The sequence below is a fragment of the Burkholderia sp. BCC1993 genome (genome assembly GCF_905339865.1).
Taxonomy (GTDB): Bacteria; Pseudomonadota; Gammaproteobacteria; order Burkholderiales; family Burkholderiaceae; genus Burkholderia.
Genome location: NZ_CAJPGZ010000027.1, coordinates 65,539 through 90,269, shown reverse-complemented (window position 1 = coordinate 90,269; position 24,731 = coordinate 65,539). Strand labels below are relative to the sequence as shown.

The 24,731-nt window shown below is 66.1% G+C and carries 20 protein-coding genes; 10 read left to right on the top strand and 10 right to left on the bottom strand.

All coding sequences use genetic code 11. The annotated features are described in order from the left end of the window. The 6 genes from U4Y91_RS34200 to U4Y91_RS34175 all read left to right on the top strand — a co-directional run. Window positions 1-3,009 (top strand): YadA family autotransporter adhesin (locus U4Y91_RS34200; protein WP_321808773.1); only part of this gene is annotated, 3,009 nt, incomplete at its 5' end. A 122-nt stretch (window positions 3,010-3,131) separates the two neighbouring features. Beyond that, window positions 3,132-3,800 carry an OmpA family protein gene (locus U4Y91_RS34195; protein ID WP_321808772.1) on the top strand — a complete coding sequence of 223 codons (669 nt, stop codon included), beginning with the start codon at window positions 3,132-3,134 and terminating at the stop codon, window positions 3,798-3,800. Between the two features lie 398 nt (window positions 3,801-4,198). Further along, a complete protein-coding gene (locus U4Y91_RS34190; RefSeq protein WP_321808771.1) occupies window positions 4,199-5,344 on the top strand; it encodes a DUF2827 domain-containing protein in 1,146 nt (381 codons plus the stop codon). 14 nt (window positions 5,345-5,358) lie between these two features. Next, window positions 5,359-6,513, top strand: a complete 1,155-nt coding sequence (locus tag U4Y91_RS34185) for a DUF2827 domain-containing protein (protein ID WP_321808770.1) — start codon at window positions 5,359-5,361, stop codon at window positions 6,511-6,513. Window positions 6,514-6,539: 26 nt separating this feature from the next. Beyond that, window positions 6,540-7,676, top strand: coding sequence for a DUF2827 family protein (locus U4Y91_RS34180; RefSeq protein ID WP_321808769.1), 1,137 nt, complete (start codon window positions 6,540-6,542; stop codon window positions 7,674-7,676). A 23-nt stretch (window positions 7,677-7,699) separates the two neighbouring features. Beyond that, window positions 7,700-9,673, top strand: a complete 1,974-nt coding sequence (locus U4Y91_RS34175; RefSeq protein ID WP_321808768.1) for an FkbM family methyltransferase — start codon at window positions 7,700-7,702, stop codon at window positions 9,671-9,673. 87 nt (window positions 9,674-9,760) lie between these two features. Here U4Y91_RS34175 and U4Y91_RS34170 read toward each other — a convergent pair whose 3' ends face one another. The 3 genes from U4Y91_RS34170 to U4Y91_RS34160 form a co-directional block, all read right to left on the bottom strand. Further along, a complete protein-coding gene (locus U4Y91_RS34170) occupies window positions 9,761-10,189 on the bottom strand; it encodes a hypothetical protein (protein ID WP_321808767.1) in 429 nt (142 codons plus the stop codon). A gap of 63 nt (window positions 10,190-10,252) precedes the next feature. Then, a complete protein-coding gene (locus U4Y91_RS34165) occupies window positions 10,253-11,056 on the bottom strand; it encodes an EAL domain-containing protein (RefSeq protein WP_321808766.1) in 804 nt (267 codons plus the stop codon). A gap of 819 nt (window positions 11,057-11,875) precedes the next feature. Then, a complete protein-coding gene (locus tag U4Y91_RS34160) occupies window positions 11,876-13,018 on the bottom strand; it encodes a DUF2827 domain-containing protein (protein WP_321808765.1) in 1,143 nt (380 codons plus the stop codon). A 265-nt stretch (window positions 13,019-13,283) separates the two neighbouring features. Here U4Y91_RS34160 and U4Y91_RS34155 point away from each other — a divergent pair, with 265 nt between their 5' ends. Continuing rightward, window positions 13,284-13,778 (top strand): hypothetical protein, encoded by a 495-nt coding sequence (locus U4Y91_RS34155; protein WP_321808764.1) that lies wholly within the window; start codon window positions 13,284-13,286, stop codon window positions 13,776-13,778. Window positions 13,779-13,955: 177 nt separating this feature from the next. On the opposite strand, the gene U4Y91_RS34150 is transcribed toward U4Y91_RS34155, so the two are convergent. The 6 genes from U4Y91_RS34150 to U4Y91_RS34125 all read right to left on the bottom strand — a co-directional run bounded on the left by U4Y91_RS34150 (window position 13,956) and on the right by U4Y91_RS34125 (window position 20,969). Further along, window positions 13,956-14,294, bottom strand: coding sequence for a DUF1493 family protein (locus U4Y91_RS34150; RefSeq protein ID WP_124488644.1), 339 nt, complete (start codon window positions 14,292-14,294; stop codon window positions 13,956-13,958). Further along, window positions 14,294-14,725, bottom strand: a complete 432-nt coding sequence (locus U4Y91_RS34145) for an STM2901 family protein (RefSeq protein WP_321808763.1) — start codon at window positions 14,723-14,725, stop codon at window positions 14,294-14,296. Before U4Y91_RS34145 ends, U4Y91_RS34150 begins: the two co-directional genes overlap by 1 nt. Before the next feature lie 581 nt (window positions 14,726-15,306). Next, window positions 15,307-17,307: an acetyl/propionyl/methylcrotonyl-CoA carboxylase subunit alpha gene (locus U4Y91_RS34140; protein ID WP_321808762.1), complete on the bottom strand. Its 2,001-nt coding sequence runs from the start codon at window positions 17,305-17,307 to the stop codon at window positions 15,307-15,309. Window positions 17,308-17,343: 36 nt separating this feature from the next. Next, window positions 17,344-18,129 (bottom strand): enoyl-CoA hydratase/isomerase family protein, encoded by a 786-nt coding sequence (locus U4Y91_RS34135; RefSeq protein WP_321808761.1) that lies wholly within the window; start codon window positions 18,127-18,129, stop codon window positions 17,344-17,346. Between the two features lie 19 nt (window positions 18,130-18,148). Beyond that, window positions 18,149-19,756 carry a carboxyl transferase domain-containing protein gene (locus U4Y91_RS34130; protein ID WP_321808760.1) on the bottom strand — a complete coding sequence of 536 codons (1,608 nt, stop codon included), beginning with the start codon at window positions 19,754-19,756 and terminating at the stop codon, window positions 18,149-18,151. Between the two features lie 31 nt (window positions 19,757-19,787). After that, entirely contained in the window at window positions 19,788-20,969 is a 1,182-nt protein-coding gene (locus U4Y91_RS34125; protein WP_321808759.1) for an isovaleryl-CoA dehydrogenase, read from the bottom strand. 171 nt (window positions 20,970-21,140) lie between these two features. Between U4Y91_RS34125 and U4Y91_RS34120 the strand changes: the two genes are divergently transcribed. Beyond that, on the top strand, window positions 21,141-21,887 hold the full coding sequence (locus U4Y91_RS34120; RefSeq protein ID WP_321808758.1) for a TetR/AcrR family transcriptional regulator: 747 nt from the start codon (window positions 21,141-21,143) through the stop codon (window positions 21,885-21,887). 69 nt (window positions 21,888-21,956) lie between these two features. Here U4Y91_RS34120 and U4Y91_RS34115 read toward each other — a convergent pair whose 3' ends face one another. Then, window positions 21,957-22,445 (bottom strand): MarR family winged helix-turn-helix transcriptional regulator, encoded by a 489-nt coding sequence (locus U4Y91_RS34115; protein ID WP_257775268.1) that lies wholly within the window; start codon window positions 22,443-22,445, stop codon window positions 21,957-21,959. A gap of 198 nt (window positions 22,446-22,643) precedes the next feature. Between U4Y91_RS34115 and U4Y91_RS34110 the strand changes: the two genes are divergently transcribed. Together U4Y91_RS34110 and U4Y91_RS34105 are read left to right on the top strand one after the other, a co-directional pair. Further along, entirely contained in the window at window positions 22,644-23,723 is a 1,080-nt protein-coding gene (locus U4Y91_RS34110) for an aromatic ring-hydroxylating dioxygenase subunit alpha (RefSeq protein WP_321808757.1), read from the top strand. After that, on the top strand, window positions 23,720-24,685 hold the full coding sequence (locus U4Y91_RS34105) for a PDR/VanB family oxidoreductase (protein ID WP_321808756.1): 966 nt from the start codon (window positions 23,720-23,722) through the stop codon (window positions 24,683-24,685). Before U4Y91_RS34110 ends, U4Y91_RS34105 begins: the two co-directional genes overlap by 4 nt. Window positions 24,686-24,731 lie beyond the last annotated feature (46 nt).

Here is a 24,731-nt window from a genome sequence, read left to right as displayed (position 1 = left end):
TTGTCCACGTCGACCTCGACCGGCATCAGCTCGTTGTCGACCGGCCTCAGCTCGACCGACAGCTCGGTTGCTTCGCTGTCGACTTCGACGTCGACGGGGCTGTCGTCGGCAACCAGCTCGATCAGTTCGCTGTCCACCTCGACCTCGACCGGCATCAACTCGTTGTCGACCGGCCTCAGCTCGACCGATAGCTCGGTCGCCTCGCTGTCGACTTCCACGTCGACCGGCCTCTCGTCGGCGACCAGCTCGATCAGCTCGCTGTCCACTTCGACTTCGACCGGCATCAACTCGCTGTCGACCGGCCTCAGCTCGACCGATAGCTCGGTCGCTTCGCTGTCGACCTCCACGTCGACTGGCCTCTCGTCGGCGACCAGCACGATCAGCTCGCTGTCCACTTCGACTTCGACGGGGATCAACTCGCTGTCGACCGGCCTCAGCTCGACCGATAGCTCGGTCGCTTCGCTGTCGACTTCGACGTCGACGGGGCTGTCGTCGGCTAACAGCTCGATCAGCTCGCTGTCCACTTCGACTTCGACGGGCATCAGCTCGCTGTCGACCGGCCTCAGCTCGACCGACAGTTCCGTGGCGTCCCTGTCGACCTCCACGTCGACCGGCCTGTCGTCGGCGACCAGCTCGATCAGCTCGCTGTCCACCTCGACCTCGACCGGCATCAACTCGCTGTCGACCGGCCTCAGCTCGACCGATAGCTCGGTCGCTTCGCTGTCGACCTCCACGTCGACTGGCCTCTCGTCGGCGACCAGCTCGATCAGCTCGCTGTCCACTTCGACCTCGACGGGTATCAGCTCGTTGTCGACGGGCCTGAGCTCGACCGACAGTTCCGTGGCGTCCCTGTCGACCTCGACGTCGACGGGCCTGTCGTCGGCAACCAGCTCGATCAGCTCGCTGTCGACTTCGACCTCGACCGGCCTCTCGTCGGCAACCAGCTCGATCAGCTCGCTGTCGACTTCGACCTCGACCGGCCTGTCGTCCGCGACCAGCTCGATCGGCTCGCTGTCCACCAGCCTCAGCTCGACCAACAGCTCGCTGACGTCGTTGTCCACGTCGACCGCAAGCAGCGTCACGTCTCTGTCGACGGGCCTGAGCTCGACCGACAGCTCGGTCGCCTCGCTGTCGACTTCGACGTCGACCGGCCTCTCGTCGGCGACCAGCTCGATCAGCTCGCTGTCCACGTCGACCTCGACCGGCCTGTCGTCGGCAACCAGCTCGATCGGCTCGCTGTCCACGTCGACCTCGACCGGTCTCTCGACGGCCACCAGCACGATCCTGTCGCTGTCCACGTCGACCTCGACCGGTCTCTCGACGGCGACCAGCTCGATCACGTCGCTGTCCACCTCGACCTCGACCGCGATCGAAGCCGCGAAGACGCACTACTACAGCGTCAACGACAACGGCACGCAGCAAGGCAACTACGACAACAAGGGCGCAACGGGCATCAACTCGATGGCAGCCGGCGTGAACGCCAGCGCGGCAGGCGACAGCAGCGTGGCAGTCGGCGACGGCTCGAACGCGCAGACGGCGGGCGCGGTCGCCATCGGCCAGAACGCATCGGCCACCGGCGGCAAGGCGGTGTCGATCGGCTCAGGCAACACCGCGAGCGGCGACGGCGCGGTCGCGATCGGCGACCCGAGCGTCGCAACGGGCACCGGCGCAGTGGCGCTGGGTGCGAACGACACGGCGACCGGCACCGGCGCAGTGGCACTCGGCAACGCGAACACGGCAACCGGCAACAGCGCGCTCGCCCTCGGCAGCTCGAACCAGGCCACCGCGGACAACACGATCGCGCTCGGCAACAAGGCGGTCGCGAGCGCGACCGGCGCCCAGGCCTACGGCTCGGGTGCGTCGGCCACCGCCGCGGATGCGCTCGCCTTCGGCACGAACGCGCAGGCCAATGTCGCCAACTCGATCGCCATGGGCGCGAACTCGACCACGGGCAACGCTGTCGGCGTGTCGAGCGTCACGGTCGGCGGCATCACGTACCCGGTCTACGGCACCTCGCCAGTGGGCGTCTTCAGCGTCGGCGCACCCGGTGCGGAACGCCAGATCACGAACGTCGCGGCAGGCCAGGTATCGGCCACCAGCACGGACGCGATCAACGGCAGCCAGCTCAACGCGACGAACCTGGCGGTCAACAGCCTGTCCACGTCGACCGCGTCGAACATCGCGTCGCTGTCGACCGGCATCGGTTCGCTGTCCACCGGCCTCAGCTCGACCAACAGTTCGCTGACGTCGCTGTCCACGTCGACCTCGACGGCGGTCAACTCGCTGTCGACGGGCCTCAGCTCGACGAACAGCAATCTCACGTCGCTGTCCACGTCGACCTCGACCGGCATCGGCTCGCTGTCGACCGGCCTGAGCACGACGAACAGCACGGTGGCTTCGCTGTCGACCGGCGTGACGAACCTCGGCGATCAGGTGAACCAGTTGTCGACCACGATCAACAACAACACGACGCGTGCGGCGAACAACACCGCCATCGCGGCCGACATGAACGGCACCGGCAACGACAAGCCGACCGTCACCGCCGGCTCGAACTCGGTGGCGATCGGCGCGAATTCGAACGACGGCGGTCGCTCGAACGTGGTGTCGGTCGGCAGCGACCAGCAGCAGCGCCAGATCACGAACGTCGCGCCGGGTACGCAAGGCACCGACGCGGTGAACGTGAACCAGCTGACGCAAGTGCAGACGACGCTGTCGACCGCGCTGTCCGGCCAGCAAGGGCAGATCAACGCGCTGGGTTCGCAGCTGCAGCAGACCGACCAGATGGCGAAGCAGGGTATCGCGGCCGTCGGCGCGATGGCGTCGATCCCGCAGCTCGATCGCGACGCCAACTTCGGGATGGGTGTCGGCACCGCATCGTTCCTCGGCCAGAAGGCGATGGCGGTCAACATGCAGGCGCGCATCACGGAGAACCTGAAGGCGTCGATCAACGGCGGCTTCAGCGGCGGTCAGAAGGTGATCGGCGCCGGCATGCTGTACCAGTGGAAGTAACCCGTCGCACCGCCACGCCGCCGGCTCACGAGCCGTCGGCGCCGGGCGGCCCCGACGGCAGGACGAGCCCGCCGCGCAACGCGCGGCGGGCTTCAGTCAACCCAAGTATTGAGGACGTAACCGTGAACAAACTCGCTCTTGCGCTCGCGCTTTCCGCGATGGCCCTCGCCGCGTGCTCGACCGCATCCGGCCCGACCTACAGCGCATCCGAACTGCAGCCGCGCGACGGCGTGCGCACCTTCCAGGTGGACTGCCACGGCCTGCTGTCGGGCCCGCAGACCTGCATGAAGGCCGCCCGCAAGATCTGCGGCGACCAGCCGGTGCGCACCGTCGATTCCGCCCGCGCGCTGCGCGACAAGTCCGATCCCGCGACGCTGGTGTTCCAGTGCGGCGCCGCGCCGGCCCAAGCTACGTCGGCGGCCGAACCGACCCCCGCGCCCGCCGCGATCGAACACGTCAACCTCGCGGGCGACGCGCTGTTCGCGACGGGCCTGGCCACGCTCACGCCGGCCGCGCGCGCGTCGCTCGACAAGCTGCTGAGCGAACGCGAAGACCGCACGTACACGCAGGTGACGGTCACCGGCTTTACGGATTCGGTCGGCAACGACGCCGCCAATCTCGCGCTGTCGAAGCGCCGCGCGGAAACCGTCGCAAGCTACCTGAAGGCACACGGACTGAAAGCGCAGGCCGTGTCGGTCACGGGCAGCGGCAGTGCCGATCCGGTCGCGTCCAACGCGACGGCCGAAGGCCGCGCGCGCAACCGCCGCGTCGAGATCTCGCTGCAGCGCTGAGCAGCCGGCCGTCGCGGCCCCGGCGCACCCCGCGCCCGCACGCGACGGCCTTGACCGGCAACGCGCAGCCGCCCCGCCGGCCACCGCACCCCACCGCACCGACCCCGCTTCGCCGGGGCCCCGGCTCCCGCGCCGGCGGCTATGTCAAAGTTCGTCAGGCCCCCTCCACAAGACGGCGCCTTCCGTGCCACAATCGCCGCAGACAGCTGCCGAGGCGTTCCGCCCGCGTCGCGCGCCGTGACCCGCCCGACGACACACCGGAATCCGGCGGCCGCCCCGCGATCCGCGCTGCTCGCTCATCTTCCAGCGCGCGCCGGCGCGAACACAACCACGACAATCCACGGCGCGCCGTTTCGCGGCCACGGCCGAACGCACGACGCCGCAGAGGAAACCAACCGGTGACGGATATCAATCAAGCCGCCTCGGGCGGCACCCGCAAGCAACGGCCGGCCGTCGGCATCTCGCTGTTTGCGCGGGACGGCCAGGCGATCTGGGAAAACGGCATTCACCAGAACATCGCGTTCCTCGCGATGATGCTCAAGCGCTCCGATCGCGTCGGCCCCGTCTATTTCCTGAACGGCGGCGACGCCAACGCGTTTCCGGCCGGCCTCGATCTCGACGGCCTCGACGTGCCGCTCGTGAAGCCTTCCGACGTCACGCACGACCTCGACGTCGTGATCGAGATGGGTGCGCAATTGCCGCTCGAATGGCGCAGGCACATGAAGGCGCTCGGCAAGAAACTCGTCGCCTTCTTCTGCGGACACGTCTACGCCGGCCTGGGTGAAACACCGATCTTCGGCAAGCCGTCGGGGCACATCTTCAACGACACGCCGTTCGACGAAGTATGGCTGCTGCCGCAGTACGAGAAGACCGGCGCACCGATGCTGCAAACCCTGTTGCGCGCGCCGGTGCACCTGATGCCGCATATCTGGTCGCCGTACTTCCTCGATCGCCGCATCGCCGCGCTGGCGAGCGAAGGCCTGACGTTCGGCTATCGGCCCGGCCGTCGCCCGTGGAATCTCGCCACGCTCGAGCCGAACATCTCGGTCGTGAAGTCCTGCCACTACCCGATGCTCGCGTGCGACGAGCTCTACCGCGCGCATCCGGACGCCGTGCAGCATCTGTTCGTCGTCAACTCGATGCACATGAAGGCCCATCCGACCTTCGTGCACTTCGCGAACAGCCTCGACCTCGTGCGCCAGCACAAGGCGACGTTCGAGCCGCGCATCGACCTGCCGGGCTTCATGGCGCGCCATGCGGACGCCGTCGTGTCCCACCACTGGGAAAACGCGCAGAACTATCTGTACTACGACGTGCTGTACGGCGGCTATCCGCTGATCCACAACTCGACGCTGATCGGCGACGCCGGCTACTACTACCCGGACTTCGATTCCGCCGCGGGCGGCCGCGTGCTGCGCGATGCCTGGCTGCATCACGACGAGCAGCTCGACGACTACCGCGCGAAAGCCGACCGGCTGCTGCGGTCGGTCTCGATCGACAACCCCGCGAACCTCGACGCGTTCGTCTCGCGTCTGGTCGCCTGAACCGGAGAATACGCATGTCGGACTCCAATGCCCGTCAAGCGCCCGGCGAGGGCAAGCGTCTCGTCATCGGCGTGTCGCTGTTCGTGCGCGGCGCCGGCCAGTCGCTGTGGGAAAACGGCATCTTCCAGAACTGCCTGCTGCTGATCCTGCTGCTGCGCCAGTCGCCGCTCGTCGCGGAAGCCGTGATGGTGAACGGCGGCGAACAGCTCGCCGATCCGCAGATGATGCTGGGCGAATGGGACGTGCCGCTGCTGTCGATGGACGAAGCGCTCGAGCGCTGCGACGTGCTGATCGAAATGAGCGCGCAGTTCGGTGCGGACTACCTGCGCGCGTTCCGCGACCGTGGCGGCAAGGTCGTCACGATGCGGGTCGGCAACGACTACGTGATCGACATCGAGCGCGCGATGTTCGACAAGCCTTCGGGCTTCCTGTTCTCGGGCGCGCCGTACGACGCGGTCTGGACGATTCCGGAATTCGAGCGCTCGTGCCTGCACTATTACCAGACGGGCCTGCGCGCGCCGGTGACGATCGTCCCGCACATCTGGCATCCGATGCTGTTCGACAAGGCACGCGCGACGCTCGGCGCCGGTTTGTCGTTCGGCTATCGACCGGGCAAGCCGCGCTGGCGCGTGACGATGTTCGAGCCGAACATCTGCATGGTGAAGACGAGCATCATCCCGATGCTGGTGACCGAGGAAGCGTATCGCGCGAAGCCCGATTTCGTCGAATTCGTGCGCGTGTGCAACACGTTGCACCTGAAGGAACATACGACGTTCGTCCATTTCGCGAAGAGTCTCGACATCGTGAACCACGGGATCACGACGTTCGAAAGCCGCTACGCGGTGTACGAGTTCATGGCCGCCTACGGCGACGCGGTGGTGTCGCACACGTGGGAAAACGCGCAGAACTACCTGTACTACGAACTGCTGTACGGCGACTATCCGCTGATCCACAACTCGCCGTTCCTCGGCAAGGCCGGGTATTTCTATCCGGACTTCGACTGCCAGGCCGGCGGCCGCGCGCTGCTGCGGGCATTTGCCGAACACGACGCGAATCTGGATGCATACCGCGAGCAATCGAAGCACGTGCTCGACTCGGTCAGCATCTACAACCCCGACAACGTCGCCGCGTATTCCGACGCGATCGCGTCGCTCTATCGCGACGCTTGACGCGCACCGTCCGCCCGGAGCCGCCGATGAAGATCAATGTCGCGATTACGATGAACGTGCAGCGCGACGCAACGCAGTCGATCTGGTACAACGGCGCGAACCAGCATTGCGTGTACCTGTACATGCTGCTGAAACGCTCGCCGCTGATCGGCGAAGTGTGGCTCGCGCACGACGACGGCATCACCGACTACCCGCAGGCGCTGATGATGGACGCGTTCGGCGACGCGCTGCGGCCGTTGTCGGCGATCGTCCACCAGACCGACCTGCTGATCGAGATGAACGCGTTCGTCGACCCGTCGCACACGGACGCGGTGCGCCAGCGCGGCGGCAAGTGCGTGTCGTACCGCTTCGGCAACGACTACGTGATCGCGGTCGAGACGATCAACTTCGAGAAGAACAACTGGCGGCCGAACCCGAACCGCGTGCAGTTCGACGAGATCTGGACCAACCCGCAGCACATGCACACGTGCGCGGCTTACTTCCAGGCCGTGTATCGCGCGCCGGTGATCGAGCTGCCGCACATCTGGTCGCCGTACTTCATCGAACGCAGCCTCGACGCCGACCCCGAGCTGAAGGCGCGCTTCGGCTACCGCAACCACGGTCCGGCCAAGCGCATCGCGTTCTTCGAGCCGAACCTGAACGTCGTGAAGAGTTCGATCGTGCCGATGCTGGCCGCGAACGCGTGCTACGTCGAGCATCCCGAGCTCGTCGAACACGTGTACATGACCAACACGTTTGACAAGAAGGAAAACGTCGCCTTCAAGCATCTCGCGCTCGGGCTCGAGATGGTGCGCGACGGCAAGGCGACGGCCGACGTGCGCGCGCCGTTCGTCGCATGGGCCGCGCATCACACCGACATCGTCGTGTCGCACCACTGGGAAAACGGCCTGAACTACCTGCTGTACGACGCGCTGTACGGCAACTACCCGCTCGTGCACAACTCGCCGTTCCTGCGCGACGTCGGCTATTACTACCCGGACTTCGAGATCTTCGACGCGGCACGCGCGATCGCGACCGCCGCGCAGACGCACGACGCGCGGCTCGACGACTACGCGGCAGCGGCCCGCCGCTGCCTGCAGCAGGTCGACACGCTCGCCGACCACAACGTCCGCGCGTATTCCGAGCAGATCCAGCGCCTGTTCGCCGGGCGCGCGCTCGGCTGACCGCACCCGTCCGCCATCCGTTCATGAAGCACACCGTCCGCCACTTCGTCGTGATCGATTCGATCCACGGCCCGTTCGTCATCGACCGGCACAGCACGCGGCAGGCCGACGCGCTGCTCGAGACCGGCCGGCCGCACAACCAGGGCGAGCTCGACACGATCATGCAGGTGATCGACCAGTTGCCCGACGGCGCGCTCGCGGTGGACGGCGGGGCGAATGCGGGATTCGTCTGCGTGCCGATCGCGCAGCGCTTGCGCGATCGCGGCGGTCACGTCCATGCGTTCGAGCCGCGGCGCACGCTGTTCCATGCGCTCGGCGGCACCGTCGCGCTCAACCAGCTCGACAACCTTCATCTGCTGAACATGGGGCTCGCGAGCCGCAACGGCACGATGACGGTGCCCGACGTCGACGGCGGGCAGCCCGCCGGCGCCGAACCGGCCGCACGTGTCGACGCGCACGCGGCCAACAGCACGCCCGCCCCGACCGTCAGGCTCGATTCGCTCGGCCTGCCGCGCCTCGATTTCCTGAAGCTCGACATCGACGGGATGGAGATCGACGCGCTGCACGGCGCGCGCCAGTTGATCGAAACGCATCTGCCGTGGTGCTGGATCGCCTGCCGGAACGCGGATGACGCACGCGTCATCGATACGTTCGCCGACCTCGATTACACGTTCTACCGGTTCGACGGGCCGAATCTGCTGTGCGTTCCGAACCCGCGTTGGGACCGGCAACGCCTGTTCATCTCGGGCGAGCCCGTCGGCCGCGTATCCGCCCGGGCAGACGATGATGCGAATGCCGCCGTGGCAGCCGAGACCGACGACGCGCCCGAAACGCACTGGAACGTTGCGCTCGACCACGAATCTCGCTGCGAATGGGGCCACGCGATCGCCCGCTGGCTGCGCGCGCGCGGCCGGGGCCTCGACGACGATGCGATCGCGTTCCAGCTCGCGTCGTGCTACGGCTTCGCCGGCGCGCCCGACGCCGGGCTCGCGGCACTCGAACGCATCGGCGAACCGGCCGCGCTGCCCGACGCGCTGCGCGGGCGTGTCGAGCTCGCGCGCTCGGCGCTGCTGCTGCGTGCCGGCCGGCGCGACGAAGCCGCGCGCGCGACCATCGCCAGCGAGAACGTGCTGACGGCCGCACAGTTCGGGCTGCCGACGGAACGGCTCTACGACGGCCAGCCGCTGCACGGCAAGCGGCTGCTCGTGATCAGCTACGGCGGGGTCGGCGACCAGCTCCAGTACGCGCGCTACCTGCATGCGCTCGACGCGCTCGGCAGCGTGGCGGTGACGGTCATCGTCCCCGCCGCGCTGGCCGACCTGATGCGCCATACGTTCCCGCGCATCGAAGTCGTCGCCGCACATGGCGCCTGGGTCGACACGTCGCAGATCGCTCACGACTACTGGTGTTCGTTCCTGGTGCTGGCCGCGCAGTTCGGCTACGCGCCGGCACCGGCCGGCGCGCCGGCCGCCTACCTGTCGTGCCCGCCCGAACGGGCGGCGGCATGGCGCGAACGCGTCGCGCGCGATGGCAGCGCACCGGGCACGCGCCGCATCGGCCTCAACTGGCGCGGCCGCGACGAAAGCGATGCGCGCTTCCTGCGCGCGGCCAGCCTGCGCGACCTCGCGCCGCTCGCGCGGCTGCGCGGCCATGCCGCGTACTGCATCAACCGCGATATCGCCGCGCAGTCCGAGCCGTCGGATCTGCCGGTCACGTTCCCGCATCACGCGATCGGCGATTTCAGCGATCTGGCCGCACTGATGCTCGCGATGGACGCCGTGGTCACCACCTGCACCGCGCACATCCACCTGGCCGGCGCGCTGGGCGTGCCGGCCGTCCTGCTGCTGAGCCCGAAAGCCGATGCGCGCTGGGAAACCGGCTCGCGTACCGCGCTGTACCGGGGCATCCGGATCGTGCGCGCCGCGCATCCGGGCCGATGGGACGATGCGGTCGACCGCGCGCTGGCGCTCGTGCTGGGTGGCTTCGGGAAGGATTGACGAGTGACCTTGCCGCGCGACGCCTGGCGGCAGTACTCCTGAGGAGTGCGATGAGAACCTGACGAGGACGTGATGCGCGAACCGGCGTCAAGCCGGCACACGCTGCCCGCGTCGCTCGGCGAACGCACGGCCATGCCGCCGGCCGATGCGCGCAAGCCTCGCGAAACAACGTGCCGCCGCGGGGCCGACATCGCCGGCCTGTTGCGCCAGACTGCCCGATACACCACACGCGATCGCCGAATCGTCGCCGCAAGCGCCCGCGAACACACCGGCGAAATAGTGTCGCGCCGCGCGCTCGCGACCGTCGGCATCGAGCGGTTTCATCCGGTGAATGTGTTGCGAGACGTTCTTCAGGCCGTCGAGAAACGGCATGACGTCGACCGGTGCATCGGTCGCTTCAATCGCGTCGGCGCCGAGTTGCTCCAGCATCTGGGCCAGTTCGGCGATCGCGACGAGCTCGCGTGCATCGGCCGCCTGCGTGCCCGTTCCGTGCCCGGCCTTCTTCGTCGCCGCCATGCCCACGTCCCCTTTTCAATTCTTCGTTGCCTGATGCCGGCGCGCAGCGCCCGCGCCGCGGCGTCATGCGGCGGCCGGTGACCGCCATGTAAAGCGGATGCCCTGCGCCCATGCGACGCCGGAATCCAGGATGATCTGCCGGTCGATCTCGTTCTCCACGCCTTCGACGACGACGTGCCGCGCGCTTTCGTGCGCGAACGCGATCAGCCGGCGAAACTGGTAGCGCCCGATCGCGTTGCGCTTGATCAGCGACAGGACCGACCTGTCGAGCTTCACGATGTCGGGGTTGCCGACCACCAGGTTGTTCAGCGCGCTGAAGCCGACGCCGAAGTCGTCGATCGCGACGCGGCACCCGGCCTGGCGGAACCGGTTCACGAACGACCGGCCCGCGACGGGGTTCAGCGGCCCCGTCTCGGTGATTTCGACGACCAGCCGCGCCGCGACCGATGGCTCGCGCTCGAGCCGCCTGAACAGGGCGAGCCACGCGTCGTCCACGACTGCGCTCGTCGCCGCGACGTTGCAGCCGTACACGGCCTTCGGATCGGCGCGCAGCGCGTCGATCATCCGGCCCACCACGAGCCGGTCGAACCAGCGCATCAGCCCGAGCGATTCGAGGCGCGGCAGGAACGCGAGCGGCGGCAAGACATCGCGCGCGCCCCAGCGCAGCCGCGCGAGGCATTCGTGATACAGCACGCCGCCCGACAAATCGGCGCGGCAAACCGGCTCTTGCGCGAATCCGAGCCGGCTTTCGACGAAACTGCGTACCGACGCAAGGTCGGGGTGATCGTCAGGCGAGCCGAACACGAGATCGATCTCGTCCCGATTCGCTACGCTATTCGCCTCCAGGCGAGGTTCGACCGCATTCATCCGGCGCTCCGGCAAATGTCGGACCGCCGATGACGGCCCGCGCTCTCGATACATATGGCGCGAGCCGACCACGACACGCACCACCGCCTACCCGGCCCATCCTCTTTTTCGATCTTTTTCGGGAGCGTACTTTTTATTCCGGCGTGCCGTCAAATCAGATATTGTCAACGATATTCAAATATGGAAAATACACCACACGCACACATCGACAACAGTGCGACAGGTTACACAAAAACGTCGACGATACTCCGGTCGATACTGAGTATTTTCCCCACTCGAACATCTTCGGGCGAATCGATTTATCGCAAGATCCGTTTCAAAAATCGGACGTTTGAAATATCGTATGACAAATACACGCCGACGAAACGCTGCCCGGACCCGGCGCCCGGATTCCCCACAATCGCCCGCAAACCGCGCTGCCATTGGGTTGCGACGACGCATTCGGTCTCCGCAGAACTCAATTTGGCCGTTTCAAACGATATTGATAATATTCGAATAATAATCAGGCAAGACTTGAACGATAATCTCCAGTCGAATTATACGACAACCATCGATCGGAAGATATTTAACAATTTTTTCGACTAGTTAACCTATAAAATTGTTTTTGACGGACTTCCCTCGGAGCCGTCAAATTCGTGCCTTCGAAAACCGTCGAATCTCCCCGGTTCGACGGTTTCTTTTTTAACGGCTCATTTCTTCAGACATTAACCCGGGACAATCCGGTTGACGGCAGGCGGCGAAATCGAGCTGACCGCCTCGATCGCGCAAATCGCGATCGAATGCGGCCGCGGGCGGCGACGCGTGCCGTGCCGTGCAGCCTTATGCCGCCGTCGCGCCGATCAGGTTCGCGAGCAGCGCGTCGTAGTCGGCGACGAGCGCGGGGTTCGCCGACGTATAGCGGCGCAGGATCTCGCGCTGTCGCCGCGCGTACCCTTGCCAGTCGTCGTCGTGCGTATGCAGCACGTGCAGCAGCGCTTCCGTGCCCTTCTGCACGTCGTTGTCGGGATAGTAGTAGCCGAGGTCCGGCACGAGGCTCGCGTTGTGTACGAGCGGATAACCCTGCCAGCACACGTCGAAATAGAAGTAGTTGAGCGGATTCGACCATTGATGCGACACGACGATGTCGGTCATGTCGGCCAGGAACAACGGCGTGTCGAAACGCCCGACGAAGCTCGCCTTGCCCGCGCGCACGATGTCCAGGTAGTTCATCAGCGTCACGAACTCGGGGCTGTTGTGCGCGAGGCGATCGGCGTTCGTCACGTGCGTGAAGCAGATCGCGTCGGGGTCGCGGCGATACGCCTCGTCGATGATCAGCATCGGGTACATGCAGAACTTCACGATGTTGTGGTTCGGCTCCATCACCGTCAGCCGCTTGCCCGGTTCGCTGCGCGGCCGGTATTCACCACGCTCCGGCAGCGATTGCGCACGCGCCTCCAGACACATCGGGTCCCACACGAACGGCACGACGCGCCCCGGGCAACGGCGCAGCGACTGCAGGAACGGCAGCGACGACTCCGCGATCTGCGGAATGGCCCACAACTCGTCGTAGCCGCGGTTGATGAACAGCGAATCCCACATGCGGCGGCCGAACAGTATCGATTCCATCGAGGTGATGTACTCGAAGCCGCAGCAGTAGCTGACGATCTTCGCGCCGCGCGCCTTCAGGTAGGCCGTCTGCTCGCCGTCGATCTGACCGCCCAGTTCGATCACCACGTCGAGCGCATCCTTCATCTCGGCGAACGCGCGCGTGTCGTATACGCGGCGATCCCAAGGCAGCGCATCGGTAAGCGCCACGTCGGTCGTGTTGACCAGCGTCACGCGATAGCCATGCGGCGACGCCATCAACAACTTCGCGAGAAACAACGCGTTCTGCTTGATGCCGTTGATCCACAGGCTTTCGTCGGGGGCGCGCAGGCCGATCGTGATACCGATGCGCAGGCCGTTCAGGGCAGGAGACTTCATCTCGTCGGCGGGGTGCGTGATTGAATGGATGCAGTGTAGCTCACGGCAATGGGCCACGTGAGCAATCCGCCAGTCTAGCGGAGCGCCGGCCGCCAGACTGTCAGGCATGGTCATACGCGATGCGGCAGCGCTTTCCAATGGAGCAGGAGCCTGGGCGAGGGTTTGCGGTGGCTCTTGTGTAGCGCCGTTGGCGCGTTTCCAATGCAAATGAGCCCGTTGTTGGCCCGACACGCACGAGTTGACCGACACCGGAGCACCGGGGTGGATGATCATTTACCGGATGATCATCAACTTGAACGAATCGCAAATCCGCGCCCTGGAGGTGCGCGCCGTCCTTGACGGTACACAAACGCTCGACTTTGCACCCGCCGCGTGCCCTCACGAACGTCGCGAATGGGTCGCGTCTGTTCTACGGCGCTTTCGCTACGACCAACTCAAGCGAGCTCACCGGGGGCTCGTGCTGCGCTATCTGCGACGCTTTAGCGGCTTCAGCCGCGCTCACATGACACGGCTGGTACAACGCTGGGTGCAAGGGCAAAGGCTCGCATGGCTGAAGGGCTCGCCCGCGAATGCCTTCGCCCGCCGCTACACCGATGAGGACATCTTCACGCTTGCCGAGACCGAGCGCGAGTACGGCAGGCTTTCCGGCCCAGCGATGGTCGTCGTGCTGCGCCGGATTCATCCGCATCGACAGCGTTCATCAGGGCAACATCGAGGAACAGCCGATGTATGGAGCTTTGCTCGAACACGCAGCGCATAGCCCACGAGGGGAAAGCCGCTACGGGCTACGCCCTTCGCGGCTTCCCCCTCGCGATCGAGTCTCCCCATGCCCTAAAACGCAGCTCCCTTTAACGATCACCCCCCAGAACTTCTCTTCTTCCAGGCTCCTTTTCGGTTTTGGAAAGTACTGACGCAACACGCGATGCTTTCGCAACGGTTATATCCTCCATCGTCCGGTCTCGATTGCAGACTCCATCATTTTAATGGTCAGCGGACGCTCCAGTATTTTATCCCTGGCGCCGGCACTGAACGGAGATCTCAGCACCTCCATCAAAAACTGACCGAATCGCATTTTTCTCGACGGATAGTAATAATCTATATCGAAGTCCGACATATCAACACCAAATTCATCCGAAAGCCTTCTCATTAGCCGCAACATAGCCCGATCGGAAATTTCGAGATCGACACAGAGATCTGTTTCCGGAGAAATTTCGAGCTCGCCCCACAATGGTGAGTCAGCCTCATCCCGCACCATCTCGATTAGACGAGCATCCATTAGATGCGATCCTCCTGCTTGACCAAGTCATTGTACTTGACTGCAGAACGATACATTATGATCGATATGTCGGCAGCGGTAATAACCCATCCAACCACCGGCACGGCCCGCCCGACAAATACACCGAGTTCCCTAGTAAATTTGACTCTCAGAAGCACAAGACTCTTGAATGACGTCACCGTCGGCAAAATTTTGTGCTTGACCTCATAAGGCAGCAATCTCCGCGAAACCCGCGATGCGATCGAGGTTCCCTTGACCGCTCCGCCAAACTTTCCCCTTGTCGGCACGAATCGTTGCCCCAGCAAAATCATTGCGATCCCGACCGCGTCGTCGACACCCAATTCATCGCAGGCTACGTCGATAACAATCAGGAAAAAAAGTTCTGGCGGCGTAAGGTTTCCATGCACCCCATAATTATATTTTTTCGTCATCTCGATTCGTCTCTCGGCAACGCTCATTTGATGAGTGTGCAGCGCACGTGCTGCACCCCGGCTGTTACCGTAGCCTAATCACTCGAACGCGGGCAGGAAGATGCGACCACTTCTCGAACGAGCCTGACCTTTTTGACGCCAACAAACGATGGTTGCTGTGGCTCGCCCCCTTCATTTACAAGAGGAAGAAGCCGGCTTGGCTTGACGAAGCAGTCCGGACAAGTCGGCTGTCAATTCTTCAACAACCGTTGCAGCAAACGAACCAGTGCGAAACGGTGCCGCTGTGCCGCCGGTCAACAGTTGGAAACAGTTGAATTGTCAAAAGACTCGACAGCGTTGCATGCGTATCATTGTTTTTTTTCTGCAGGCAACGAAAGCGACCATCAACACGAAATGCGGATGTCGTCCTGATGCATTTGCGTCGGACATCCCGCTACAGGATGCTGCCGGAACGATTCAGCAGCACGAGCCACGATGGCCGGCGTCGGTCACCGCTGCGACGCCGGGCCTTTTTCTGCATCGAAGCGCGGAGCTTGCGCCATCCGTGAGAGCCGACAGCGGCTCTCACGCACACACGTCACTCAATCTTCCGCCATCATCAGCAACTGCGCGCCATCCGCGACCTGATCGCCGACGCCGTACAGCACTTCCGCGACGACGCCCGCGCCCGGCGCGCCGATCGTGTGCTCCATCTTCATCGCTTCCATCACGATCAGCGGCGTGCCGGCCTCGACCTTCTGGCCCGGCTCGACCAGCACCGCGATCACCTTGCCGGGCATCGGCGCAGTGAGGCGGCCGCCGCCATGCTCGGCATCGCCCGCGTGCGCGAGCACGTTACGCCATTCGAAGGTCTCGGCGACACCCTGCGTGAACACGTGGAAACTGTCGCCGTCCGCATACACGCGGCCGCTGCTGCGCACGCCGTCGAGCGTCACGTCGAAGTCGAGCGGCGTCGCGCCGCGCGTCCACGCGAACGGCTGCGCGGCCGCGTCGCCGTTGGCGAGGCGCGTGCTGCCGCGGTCGTCCTCGTAGGTGACCGTCACGTCCGCTTCGCGATCGGGCGCATGCCATTCGAGCGTGCGGCGATAGCCGCCGTTCAGCCGCCAGTCCGGCAGTGCCCCCCACGGCGACGCGCCTTCCCGTGCGGCCGCGCCGCGTTCGCGCGCGAGCAGTGCCGCACAGGCCAGCGCGAGCGTCGCGCGCGGCGGCTGTTGCGGCGCGAACAGCGCATCGTGGTTGCGCTCGATCAGGCCCGTGTCGAGATCGGCGCTCGCGAACGGCCCGCAGGTGACGATCCGCTGCAGGAACGCGGCATTCGTGTGCAGGCCCACCACCTCGCAGGCCCGCAGCGCGCGCAGCATCCGGCCGAGCGCTTCCGCGCGGTCCGCGCCGTGCACGATCAGCTTCGCGATCATCGGATCGTAGAACGGCGTGATCGCGTCGCCCTCGCGCACGCCGCTGTCGACGCGCACCGGCGCGCCGATCGCGAACTCGACGCCGTCCGGCAGCCGCAGGTGCTTCAGCGTGCCGGTGGACGGCAGGAAGCCGCGCGCCGGATTCTCCGCATACAGACGCGCCTCGATCGCATGACCCTGCACGCGCAGTTCGTCCTGCTTCAGCGGCAGCGGCTCGCCCGCTGCGACGCGCAGCTGCCATTCGACGAGATCGAGCCCCGTGACCATCTCGGTGACCGGATGCTCGACCTGCAGGCGCGTGTTCATTTCCATGAAGTAGAACGCTTCGCCCGTCATGATGAATTCGACGGTGCCTGCACCGACGTAATTCACCGCGCGCGCGGCCGCGACGGCCGCCTCGCCCATCGCCTGGCGCACGTCTTCATGCAACCCCGGCGCCGGCGCTTCCTCGAGCACCTTCTGGTGACGACGCTGCACCGAACAGTCGCGATCGAACAGGTAGACGGTGTTGCCGTGCGTGTCGCCGAACACCTGCACTTCGACGTGACGCGGGCGCGTCAGGTATTTCTCGATCAGCACGCGATCGTTGCCGAAGCTGCTCGCGGCCTCGCGCTGGCACGACGCGAGCGCCGCCGGGAAATCGTCGGAGCGCTCGACCACGCGCATGCCCTTGCCGCCGCCGCCCGCGCTCGCCTTCAGCAGCACCGGATAACCGATCTCGTCGGCTTCGAGATGCAGGTTCGCCGCGTCCTGGTCGTCGCCGTGATAGCCGGGCACGAGCGGTACCGCGGCCGCGTGCATCAGCGCCTTGGCGGCAGCCTTCGAGCCCATCGCCGCGATCGCGTCGACCGGCGGCCCGATGAACGCGATGCCGGCCGCCTCGCAGGCATGCGCGAAATCCTCGTTCTCCGACAGGAAGCCGTAGCCCGGGTGGATGGCCTGCGCACCGGTCGCGCGCGCAGCCTCGATGATGCGCTCGATGCGCAGGTAGCTGTCCGCGGCCGCCGCGCCGCCGATGTGCACGGCTTCGTCGCAGGCGGCGACGTGCTTCGCATTCGCGTCCGCGTCGGAATAGACGGCGACGCTCGCGATCCCGAGACGTTTGCACGTCGCGGCGACGCGGCAGGCGATTTCACCGCGGTTGGCGATCAGAATCTTGTCGAACATGGCTTCGATGTCGTCCGGAAAGTTAGGGGCACGCCGTCATTCACGCCACGAAGGCGTGCGTTTCTCGAGGAAGGACGCGATCCCTTCGCGCGCTTCCGCGCCGGCGCGGGTGCGCGCGATCCAGTCGGCCGTCTGCTCGATCAGCGTCGCGTCGAGCGGCCGGCCAGCCACGTCGGCGACGAGCCGCTTGCACGCCTGCACGGCGTCGGGGCCGTTCGCGACGAGCGTCGCGGCCAGCTTCGCGACCGTTTCGTCGAGTGCATCGGCCGGCACGGCGTCGTGAATGAAGCCGAGCGACGTGGCGCGCGCGCTGTCGAACACCTCGGCCGTCGTGAAGTAGCGGCGCGCCGCGCGCTCGCCCATCGCCCGCACGACGTACGGTGCGATCGTCGCGGGAATCAGCCCGAGCCGCGCTTCGGACAGGCAGAACTTCACGCCGTCGGCGGCGATCGCGATGTCGGCCGCCGCGACGAGACCCACGCCGCCCGCATACGCGTCGCCATGCACGCGCGCGATCACCGGCTTGCCGCAGCGGTGGATCGCCTCGAGCATGCGCGCGAGCTTGCGTGCGTCGGCGCGGTTCTCGTCGTCCGAGTAACCGGCCATCTTCTTCATCCAGTTCAGGTCCGCGCCCGCGCAGAACGCCGCGCCTTCCGCGGCGAGCACGATCGCACGCACGCCGGCGTGCGCGTCGAGCCACTCGAACGCGGTGGTCAGCTCGGCGATCGTCGTCTCGTTGAACGCGTTGCGCACGTCGGGCCGCGCGAGCGTGACGGTCGCCACGCGGCCGGCTTCGCTTACCTTGATCGTTTCGTATCGCATCGGTCAGCCCTCCCGGCCGTTACATGCGGAACACGCCGAAGCGCGTGTCGTCGATCGGCGCGTTCATCGACGCGGCGAGGCCGAGGCCCAGCACGTCGCGCGTCTGCGCGGGGTCGATCACGCCGTCGTCCCACAAGCGCGCACTCGCGTAGTACGGATGCCCCTGGCGCTCGTACTGGTCGCGAATCGGCTGCTTGAATGCCTCTTCGTCCTCGGCCGACCACGCGCCGCCCTTTGCCTCAATACCGTCGCGGCGCACGGTCGCGAGCACCGACGCGGCCTGCTCGCCGCCCATCACCGAGATCCGCGCGTTCGGCCACATCCACAGGAAACGCGGGCCGAATGCGCGGCCGCACATCCCGTAGTTGCCGGCGCCGAACGAGCCGCCGATGATCACCGTGAACTTCGGCACCTTCGCGTTCGACACGGCCGTCACCATCTTCGCGCCATGGCGCGCGATGCCTTCGTTCTCGTACTTGCGGCCGACCATGAAGCCCGTGATGTTCTGCAGGAACACGAGCGGAATCTTGCGCTGGCAGCACAGCTCGATGAAATGCGCGCCCTTCACGGCCGACTCGGAGAACAGGATGCCGTTGTTCGCGACGATCCCGACCGGATGGCCCCAGATATGCGCGAAGCCCGTGACGAGCGTCGTGCCGAAGCGCGCCTTGAATTCGTCGAACTCCGAATCATCGACGATGCGCGCGATCACCTCGCGCACGTCGAACGGCTTGCGCGTGTCGACCGGAATCACGCCGTACAGGCTCTTCGCGTCGTAGCGCGGCGGCTTCGGTTCGCGCAGCGCCACCGGCGACGCGATCTTCGGCGCGAGGTGATCGACGATGTTGCGCGCGATCGACAGCGCATGCGCGTCGTTCTGCGCGAGATGGTCGGCCACGCCCGACAGGCGCGTGTGCACGTCGCCGCCGCCGAGATCCTCGGCGCTCACTTCCTCGCCGGTCGCGGCCTTCACGAGCGGCGGGCCGCCGAGGAAAATCGTGCCCTGGTTCTTCACGATGATCGACTCGTCGCTCATCGCCGGCACATACGCGCCGCCCGCCGTGCACGAGCCCATCACGACCGCGATCTGCGCGATCCCCGCGGCGGACATCGTCGCCTGGTTGAAGAAGATGCGGCCGAAGTGGTCGCGATCGGGAAACACGTCGTCCTGGTTCGGCAGGTTCGCGCCGCCCGAATCGACGAGATACACGCACGGCAGCCGGTTTTCCGCGGCGATTTCCTGCGCGCGCACGTGCTTCTTCACGGTCATCGGGTAGTAGGTGCCGCCCTTGACCGTCGCGTCGTTGCACACGATCACGCACTCGCGGCCCGCGATCCGGCCGATCCCGGTGATCACGCCCGCGCCCGGCGCGTCGTCGTTGTACATGCCGTTCGCCGCGAGCTGCGACAGCTCGAGGAACGGCGCACCCGGATCGAGCAGTTGCGCGATGCGGTCGCGCGGCAGCAGCTTGCCGCGCGACAGGTGCTTGTCGCGCGCGGCCTGGCCGCCGCCTTGCGCGAGCTGTTCGATCTTCGCGCGCAGGTCGGCGACCACCGCCTCCAGCGCCGCGGCGTTCGCGCGGAAGTCTTCCGAACGCGGGTTCAGTTTCGATTCGATGATCGGCATCGACGGGGCTCCGTTCGCGTGACGTGGGGCGTTACATCGTTTCCGCGAACAGCTCGCGGCCGATCAGCATGCGGCGGATCTCGCTCGTGCCGGCGCCGATCTCGTAGAGCTTCGCGTCGCGCCACAGGCGGCCGACCGGGTATTCGTTGATGTAGCCGTTGCCGCCGAGGATCTGGATCGCCTCGCCGGCCATCCACGTCGCCTTCTCGGCCGTGTAGAGGATCACGCCCGCGCAGTCCTTGCGCACCTGGCGGATGTGGTCGCTGCCCGCCGAGTCGAGATGGCGGCCGACCGCGTACAGGTACGCGCGGCACGCCTGGAACGTGGTGTACATGTCGGCGACCTTGCCCTGGATCAGCTGGAATTCGCCGATCGACTGGCCGAACTGCTTGCGGTCGTGGATATACGGCACCACCGCGTCGAGACACGCGGCCATGATGCCCGTCGGGCCGCCCGACAGCACCGCGCGTTCGTAGTCGAGGCCGCTCATCAGCACCTTCACGCCGCCGTTGAGCTGGCCGAGGATGTTCTCCTCCGGCACCTCGACGTCCTGGAACACGAGTTCGCCCGTGTGCGACCCGCGCATGCCGAGCTTGTCGAGCTTCTGCGCGACCGAGAAGCCCTTCATCCCCTTCTCGACGATGAATGCGGTGATGCCGCGCGGGCCGGCGTCGAGGTCCGTCTTCGCGTAGACGACGAGCGTGTCGCAGTCGGGGCCGTTGGTGATCCACATCTTCGTGCCGTTGAGCACGTAATGATCGCCGCGCTTATCCGCGCGCAGCTTCATGCTGACGACGTCGGAGCCCGCGTTCGGCTCGCTCATCGCGAGCGCGCCGATGTGTTCGCCCGACACGAGCTTCGGCAGGTACTTCTGCTTTTGCGCGTCGGTGCCGTTGCGGTGGATCTGGTTCACGCACAGGTTCGAGTGCGCGCCGTACGACAGGCCGATCGACGCCGATGCGCGCGAGATCTCCTCCATCGCGACCATGTGCGCGGTGTAGCCCATGTTCGCGCCGCCGTATTCCTCGGCCACCGTCATGCCGAGCACGCCGAGATCGCCGAACTTCTTCCACAGATCCATCGGAAACTGGTCGGTGCGGTCGACCTCCGCCGCGCGCGGCGTGATTTCCTTCGCCGCGAACGTCGCGACGGCGTCGCGCAGCATCTCGATGTCTTCACCGAGCATGAATTGCACACCGGGCAGGTTGATCATGTCTCCTCCGTCTCCAGAAAGTGGGTCGCACGCGCCGATTTCTGAGTTTCGCTCAAATCGGATCAATGCGTCGATTCATTAAGCCAATACAGCGGAAATTTTGCACAGTTTCGCGCCTCGCCCGGCTTGCCGTCAATAGTTTTTTGAGTGACACTCAGATATCATTGCAGCATGACAGCCGCTACCGCCGACACCATGACCACCACCGCCAAAGCCGACCGCGCCGAGCCGTCGCGCGCACCCGCCGGGCGCAAGTCCCAGCAGCGCGTGCAGGACATCCTGCGCGCCGGCCGTGAAGTGTTCGCCGAAAAGGGCTACGAGCATGCGACGGCCGCCGAGATCGCGCAGCGCGTCGGCGTGTCGGAGGCGACGGTGTTCAGCTACTTCCGCGGCAAGCGCGAGCTGTGCGCGCGTGTGATCGCCGACTGGTATGACGAAATCATTGCCGCGTTCGAACTCGGGATGCCGCAGGACGCGCCGGTGCAGCAGCAGTTCGCGTTCATCGTGCGCACGCACCTGCGGCTGATGCTGGTGAACGGCACGGGGTTGTGCGCGCTGGTGCTGTCCGAGGGGCGTGCGAAGCAGCATGCGCTGAGTGACGAGCTCACCGCGCTGCAGCGCCGCTACACGGCGCCGCTGATGGACGTGCTCGCGCGCGGCCAGGCGGCCGGGCAGGTGCGCCGCGACATGCCGCTGAGCCTGCTGCGTTCGATGGTGTTCGGGCCGATCGAGCACGTGCTGTGGGATGCGATCCTCGGGCACCGCAAGCTCGATACGGAAACGACGGCCACGCAGCTGATCGACATGCTGTGGGCGGCCGTGCAGCCGCCCGCGCCGGAGCAGGCGGCGCTGGTGCGCTTCAGGAACGAAGTCGCGGAAGCGGTGCGGCGGCTGGAAGGCGAAGCGTCACGCCCGTGACGCCGGCAGGCGGTGCGGCGCGCCTGGCGCCTTGCCGCATCACCTGCTCCATCGAGCGGAGCCCAACCGCTACGACTCCTCGCCGACCCGCAGCGGCGCGCGGCTCTGCTCGTTGTTCAGATGGACGAACTTGCGCAACAGGCGCATCAGTTCCTGCGAGTCGTCCTCGCCCATGCCGTCGAACAGGCCGGCACGCAATTCCTTCACCGACGGAATCAGGTGCGTGAGCAGCTCGACGCCCGCCGGCGTCAGCAGCAGGCGCCGCTGACGCCGCGGCAGCACTTCGCGGACGATCAATCCTTTCGCCTCGAGCCGGACCGCGAGATCGGCAGTGGTCGACGTGTCGAGCGCCACCCGCTGCGCGAGCGTCACCTGATCGAGCCCCGGGCACTCGTAGAGCATCCGCAGGACCGCGTACTGCACCGGCGTCACGTCCCGGCCCAGCTTCTCGTAGAACATCGCGACCGCGATCTGGTGCGCGCGCCGGATCAGGTGCCCGGGCTCGTCGTACAGGTCGAGCGGGAAAACCGGCGCGTCGGCGGGATTCGTTTTTTCCATGAATGAGTCGATGACATAGGCGGCGCACGCCGTTGCGTGCGCCGACGGCATGGCGCTGCCTCGCGCCATTTCCCGGGAAAACCAGTATACCGCTCGCCTTGCTCCAGCCAATCTCAATGAGTACACTGAATCACATTCAGTACACGGAATGACGAGTTGCCGCGTACCGGCGGCACCGCCCTGAAGGAGACGAACAACGTGTTTCTCAAGAACGCTTGGTATGTGGCCTGCACGCCCGACGAGATCGACGGCAAGCCGCTGGGACGCAAGATTTGCAACGAATCGATGGTGTTCTACCGCGCGGCGGACGGCCAGGTCGCCGCGCTCGAGGATTTCTGCCCGCACCGCGGTGCGCCGCTGTCGCTGGGCTTCGTGCGTGACGGCGTGCTCGTGTGCGGCTATCACGGGCTCGAAATGGGCTGCAACGGCAAGACGGCCGGCATGCCGGGCCAGCGCGTCGGCGGCTTTCCGCCGATCCGCAGCTTTCCGGTGGTCGAGCGGTACGGGTTCGTCTGGGTCTGGCCGGGCGAGGCGTCCGAAGCCGATCCCGCCAGGCTGCTCGCGCTGCAGTGGGCCGAAGATCCGGCCTGGGCGCACGGCGGCGGCCTGTATCACATCCGTTGCGACTACCGGCTGATGATCGACAACCTGATGGACCTCACGCACGAGACCTACGTGCATGCGACGAGCATCGGCCAGAAGGAGATCGACGAAGCCGCGCCGAAGACCACCAGCAATGGCGACGAAGTCGTCACCAGCCGCTTCATGGAGAACGTGATGCCGCCGCCGTTCTGGCGGATGGCGCTGCGCGGCAACGGGCTGGCCGACGACGTGCCGGTCGACCGCTGGCAGATCTGCCGCTTCACGCCGCCGAGCCACGTGATGATCGAAGTGGGCGTCGCGCATGCGGGCCACGGCGGCTACGACGCGCCGGCGGAGCTGAAGGCGTCGTCGATCGTGGTCGACTTCATCACACCGGAGACGGACACCTCGATCTGGTACTTCTGGGGGATGGCGCGCAACTTCCGGCCCGACGATCACGCGCTGACCGCCGAGATTCGCGAAGGCCAGGGCAAGATCTTCGCCGAGGACCTCGAGATGCTCGAGCGCCAGCAGCTCAACCTCGAGCAGTGGCCGGAGCGCAAGCTGCTCAAGCTCAACATCGACGCCGGCGGCGTGCTGTCGCGCAAGGTGATCGAGCGGCTGCTCGCCGAAGAAGGTGCGGCGAGCCCGCAGCGGCCCGTGATTCCGGTCGCGCAGATCAAGGAGGCGTCATGAGCGCCGCGACGCTGACGGTCCGCGTGGCCCGCAAGTGGCAGGAAGCGCGCGACATCTGCGGCCTCGAATTCGTCAGCGATGACGGTTCGCCCCTGCCGCGCTTCGACGCCGGCGCCCATATCGACGTGCATCTGCCGGGCGGGCTCGTGCGCCAGTACTCGCTGTGCAACCACCCGGAGCACGGCGATCGCTACCAGATCGCGGTGCTGCGCGATGCCGAGGGCCGCGGCGGGTCGCGCGCGATTCACGACCAAGTCCGGCAAGGCGACACCGTGCGGATCGGCATGCCGCGCAATCAATTCCCGCTCGCGCCCGACGCCCCGCACCACGTGTTGCTCGCGGGCGGAATCGGCGTCACGCCGATCCTCAGCATGGCGGAACGGCTGTTCTCGTCCGGCCTGCCGTTCGACATGCACTACTGCGCGCGTTCGACGGATCGCATGGCCTTCGTCGAGCGCATCAACGCCGCCGGGTTCCATGACCGCGTCCGCTTCCACGTCGACGACGGCGACCCCGCGCAACGCTTCGACCTGGCCGCGGTGCTCGCCGCCGCGCCGGACGGCACGCACCTGTACGTATGCGGCCCGCGCGGCTTCATGGATGCGGTGCTGAACGCCGCGCGCGAGCGCAACTGGGCCGAAGCGCGGCTGCACTACGAGTTCTTCGGCGGCGCGGTTGCGTCGTCCGGCGCGGATCGTGCATTCCAGGTCCGGATCGCGAGCAGCGGCAAGGTGATCGACGTGCCGGCCGAATGCACGGTCATCGCGGCGCTGGCGGCCAATGGCGTCGACGTGCTGACGTCGTGCGAGCAAGGCGTATGCGGCACCTGCGTGACGCGCGTGCTCGAAGGCGAGCCCGATCATCGCGATTCGTATCTGACGGACGCGGAACAAGCGGCGGGCGACCAGTTCATGCCGTGCTGCTCCCGATCGCGAAGCGACCTGCTGGTCCTCGATCTGTAGACGGACCGCCCGATACGCGGCGGCCAACCACAATACTGGAGACGAT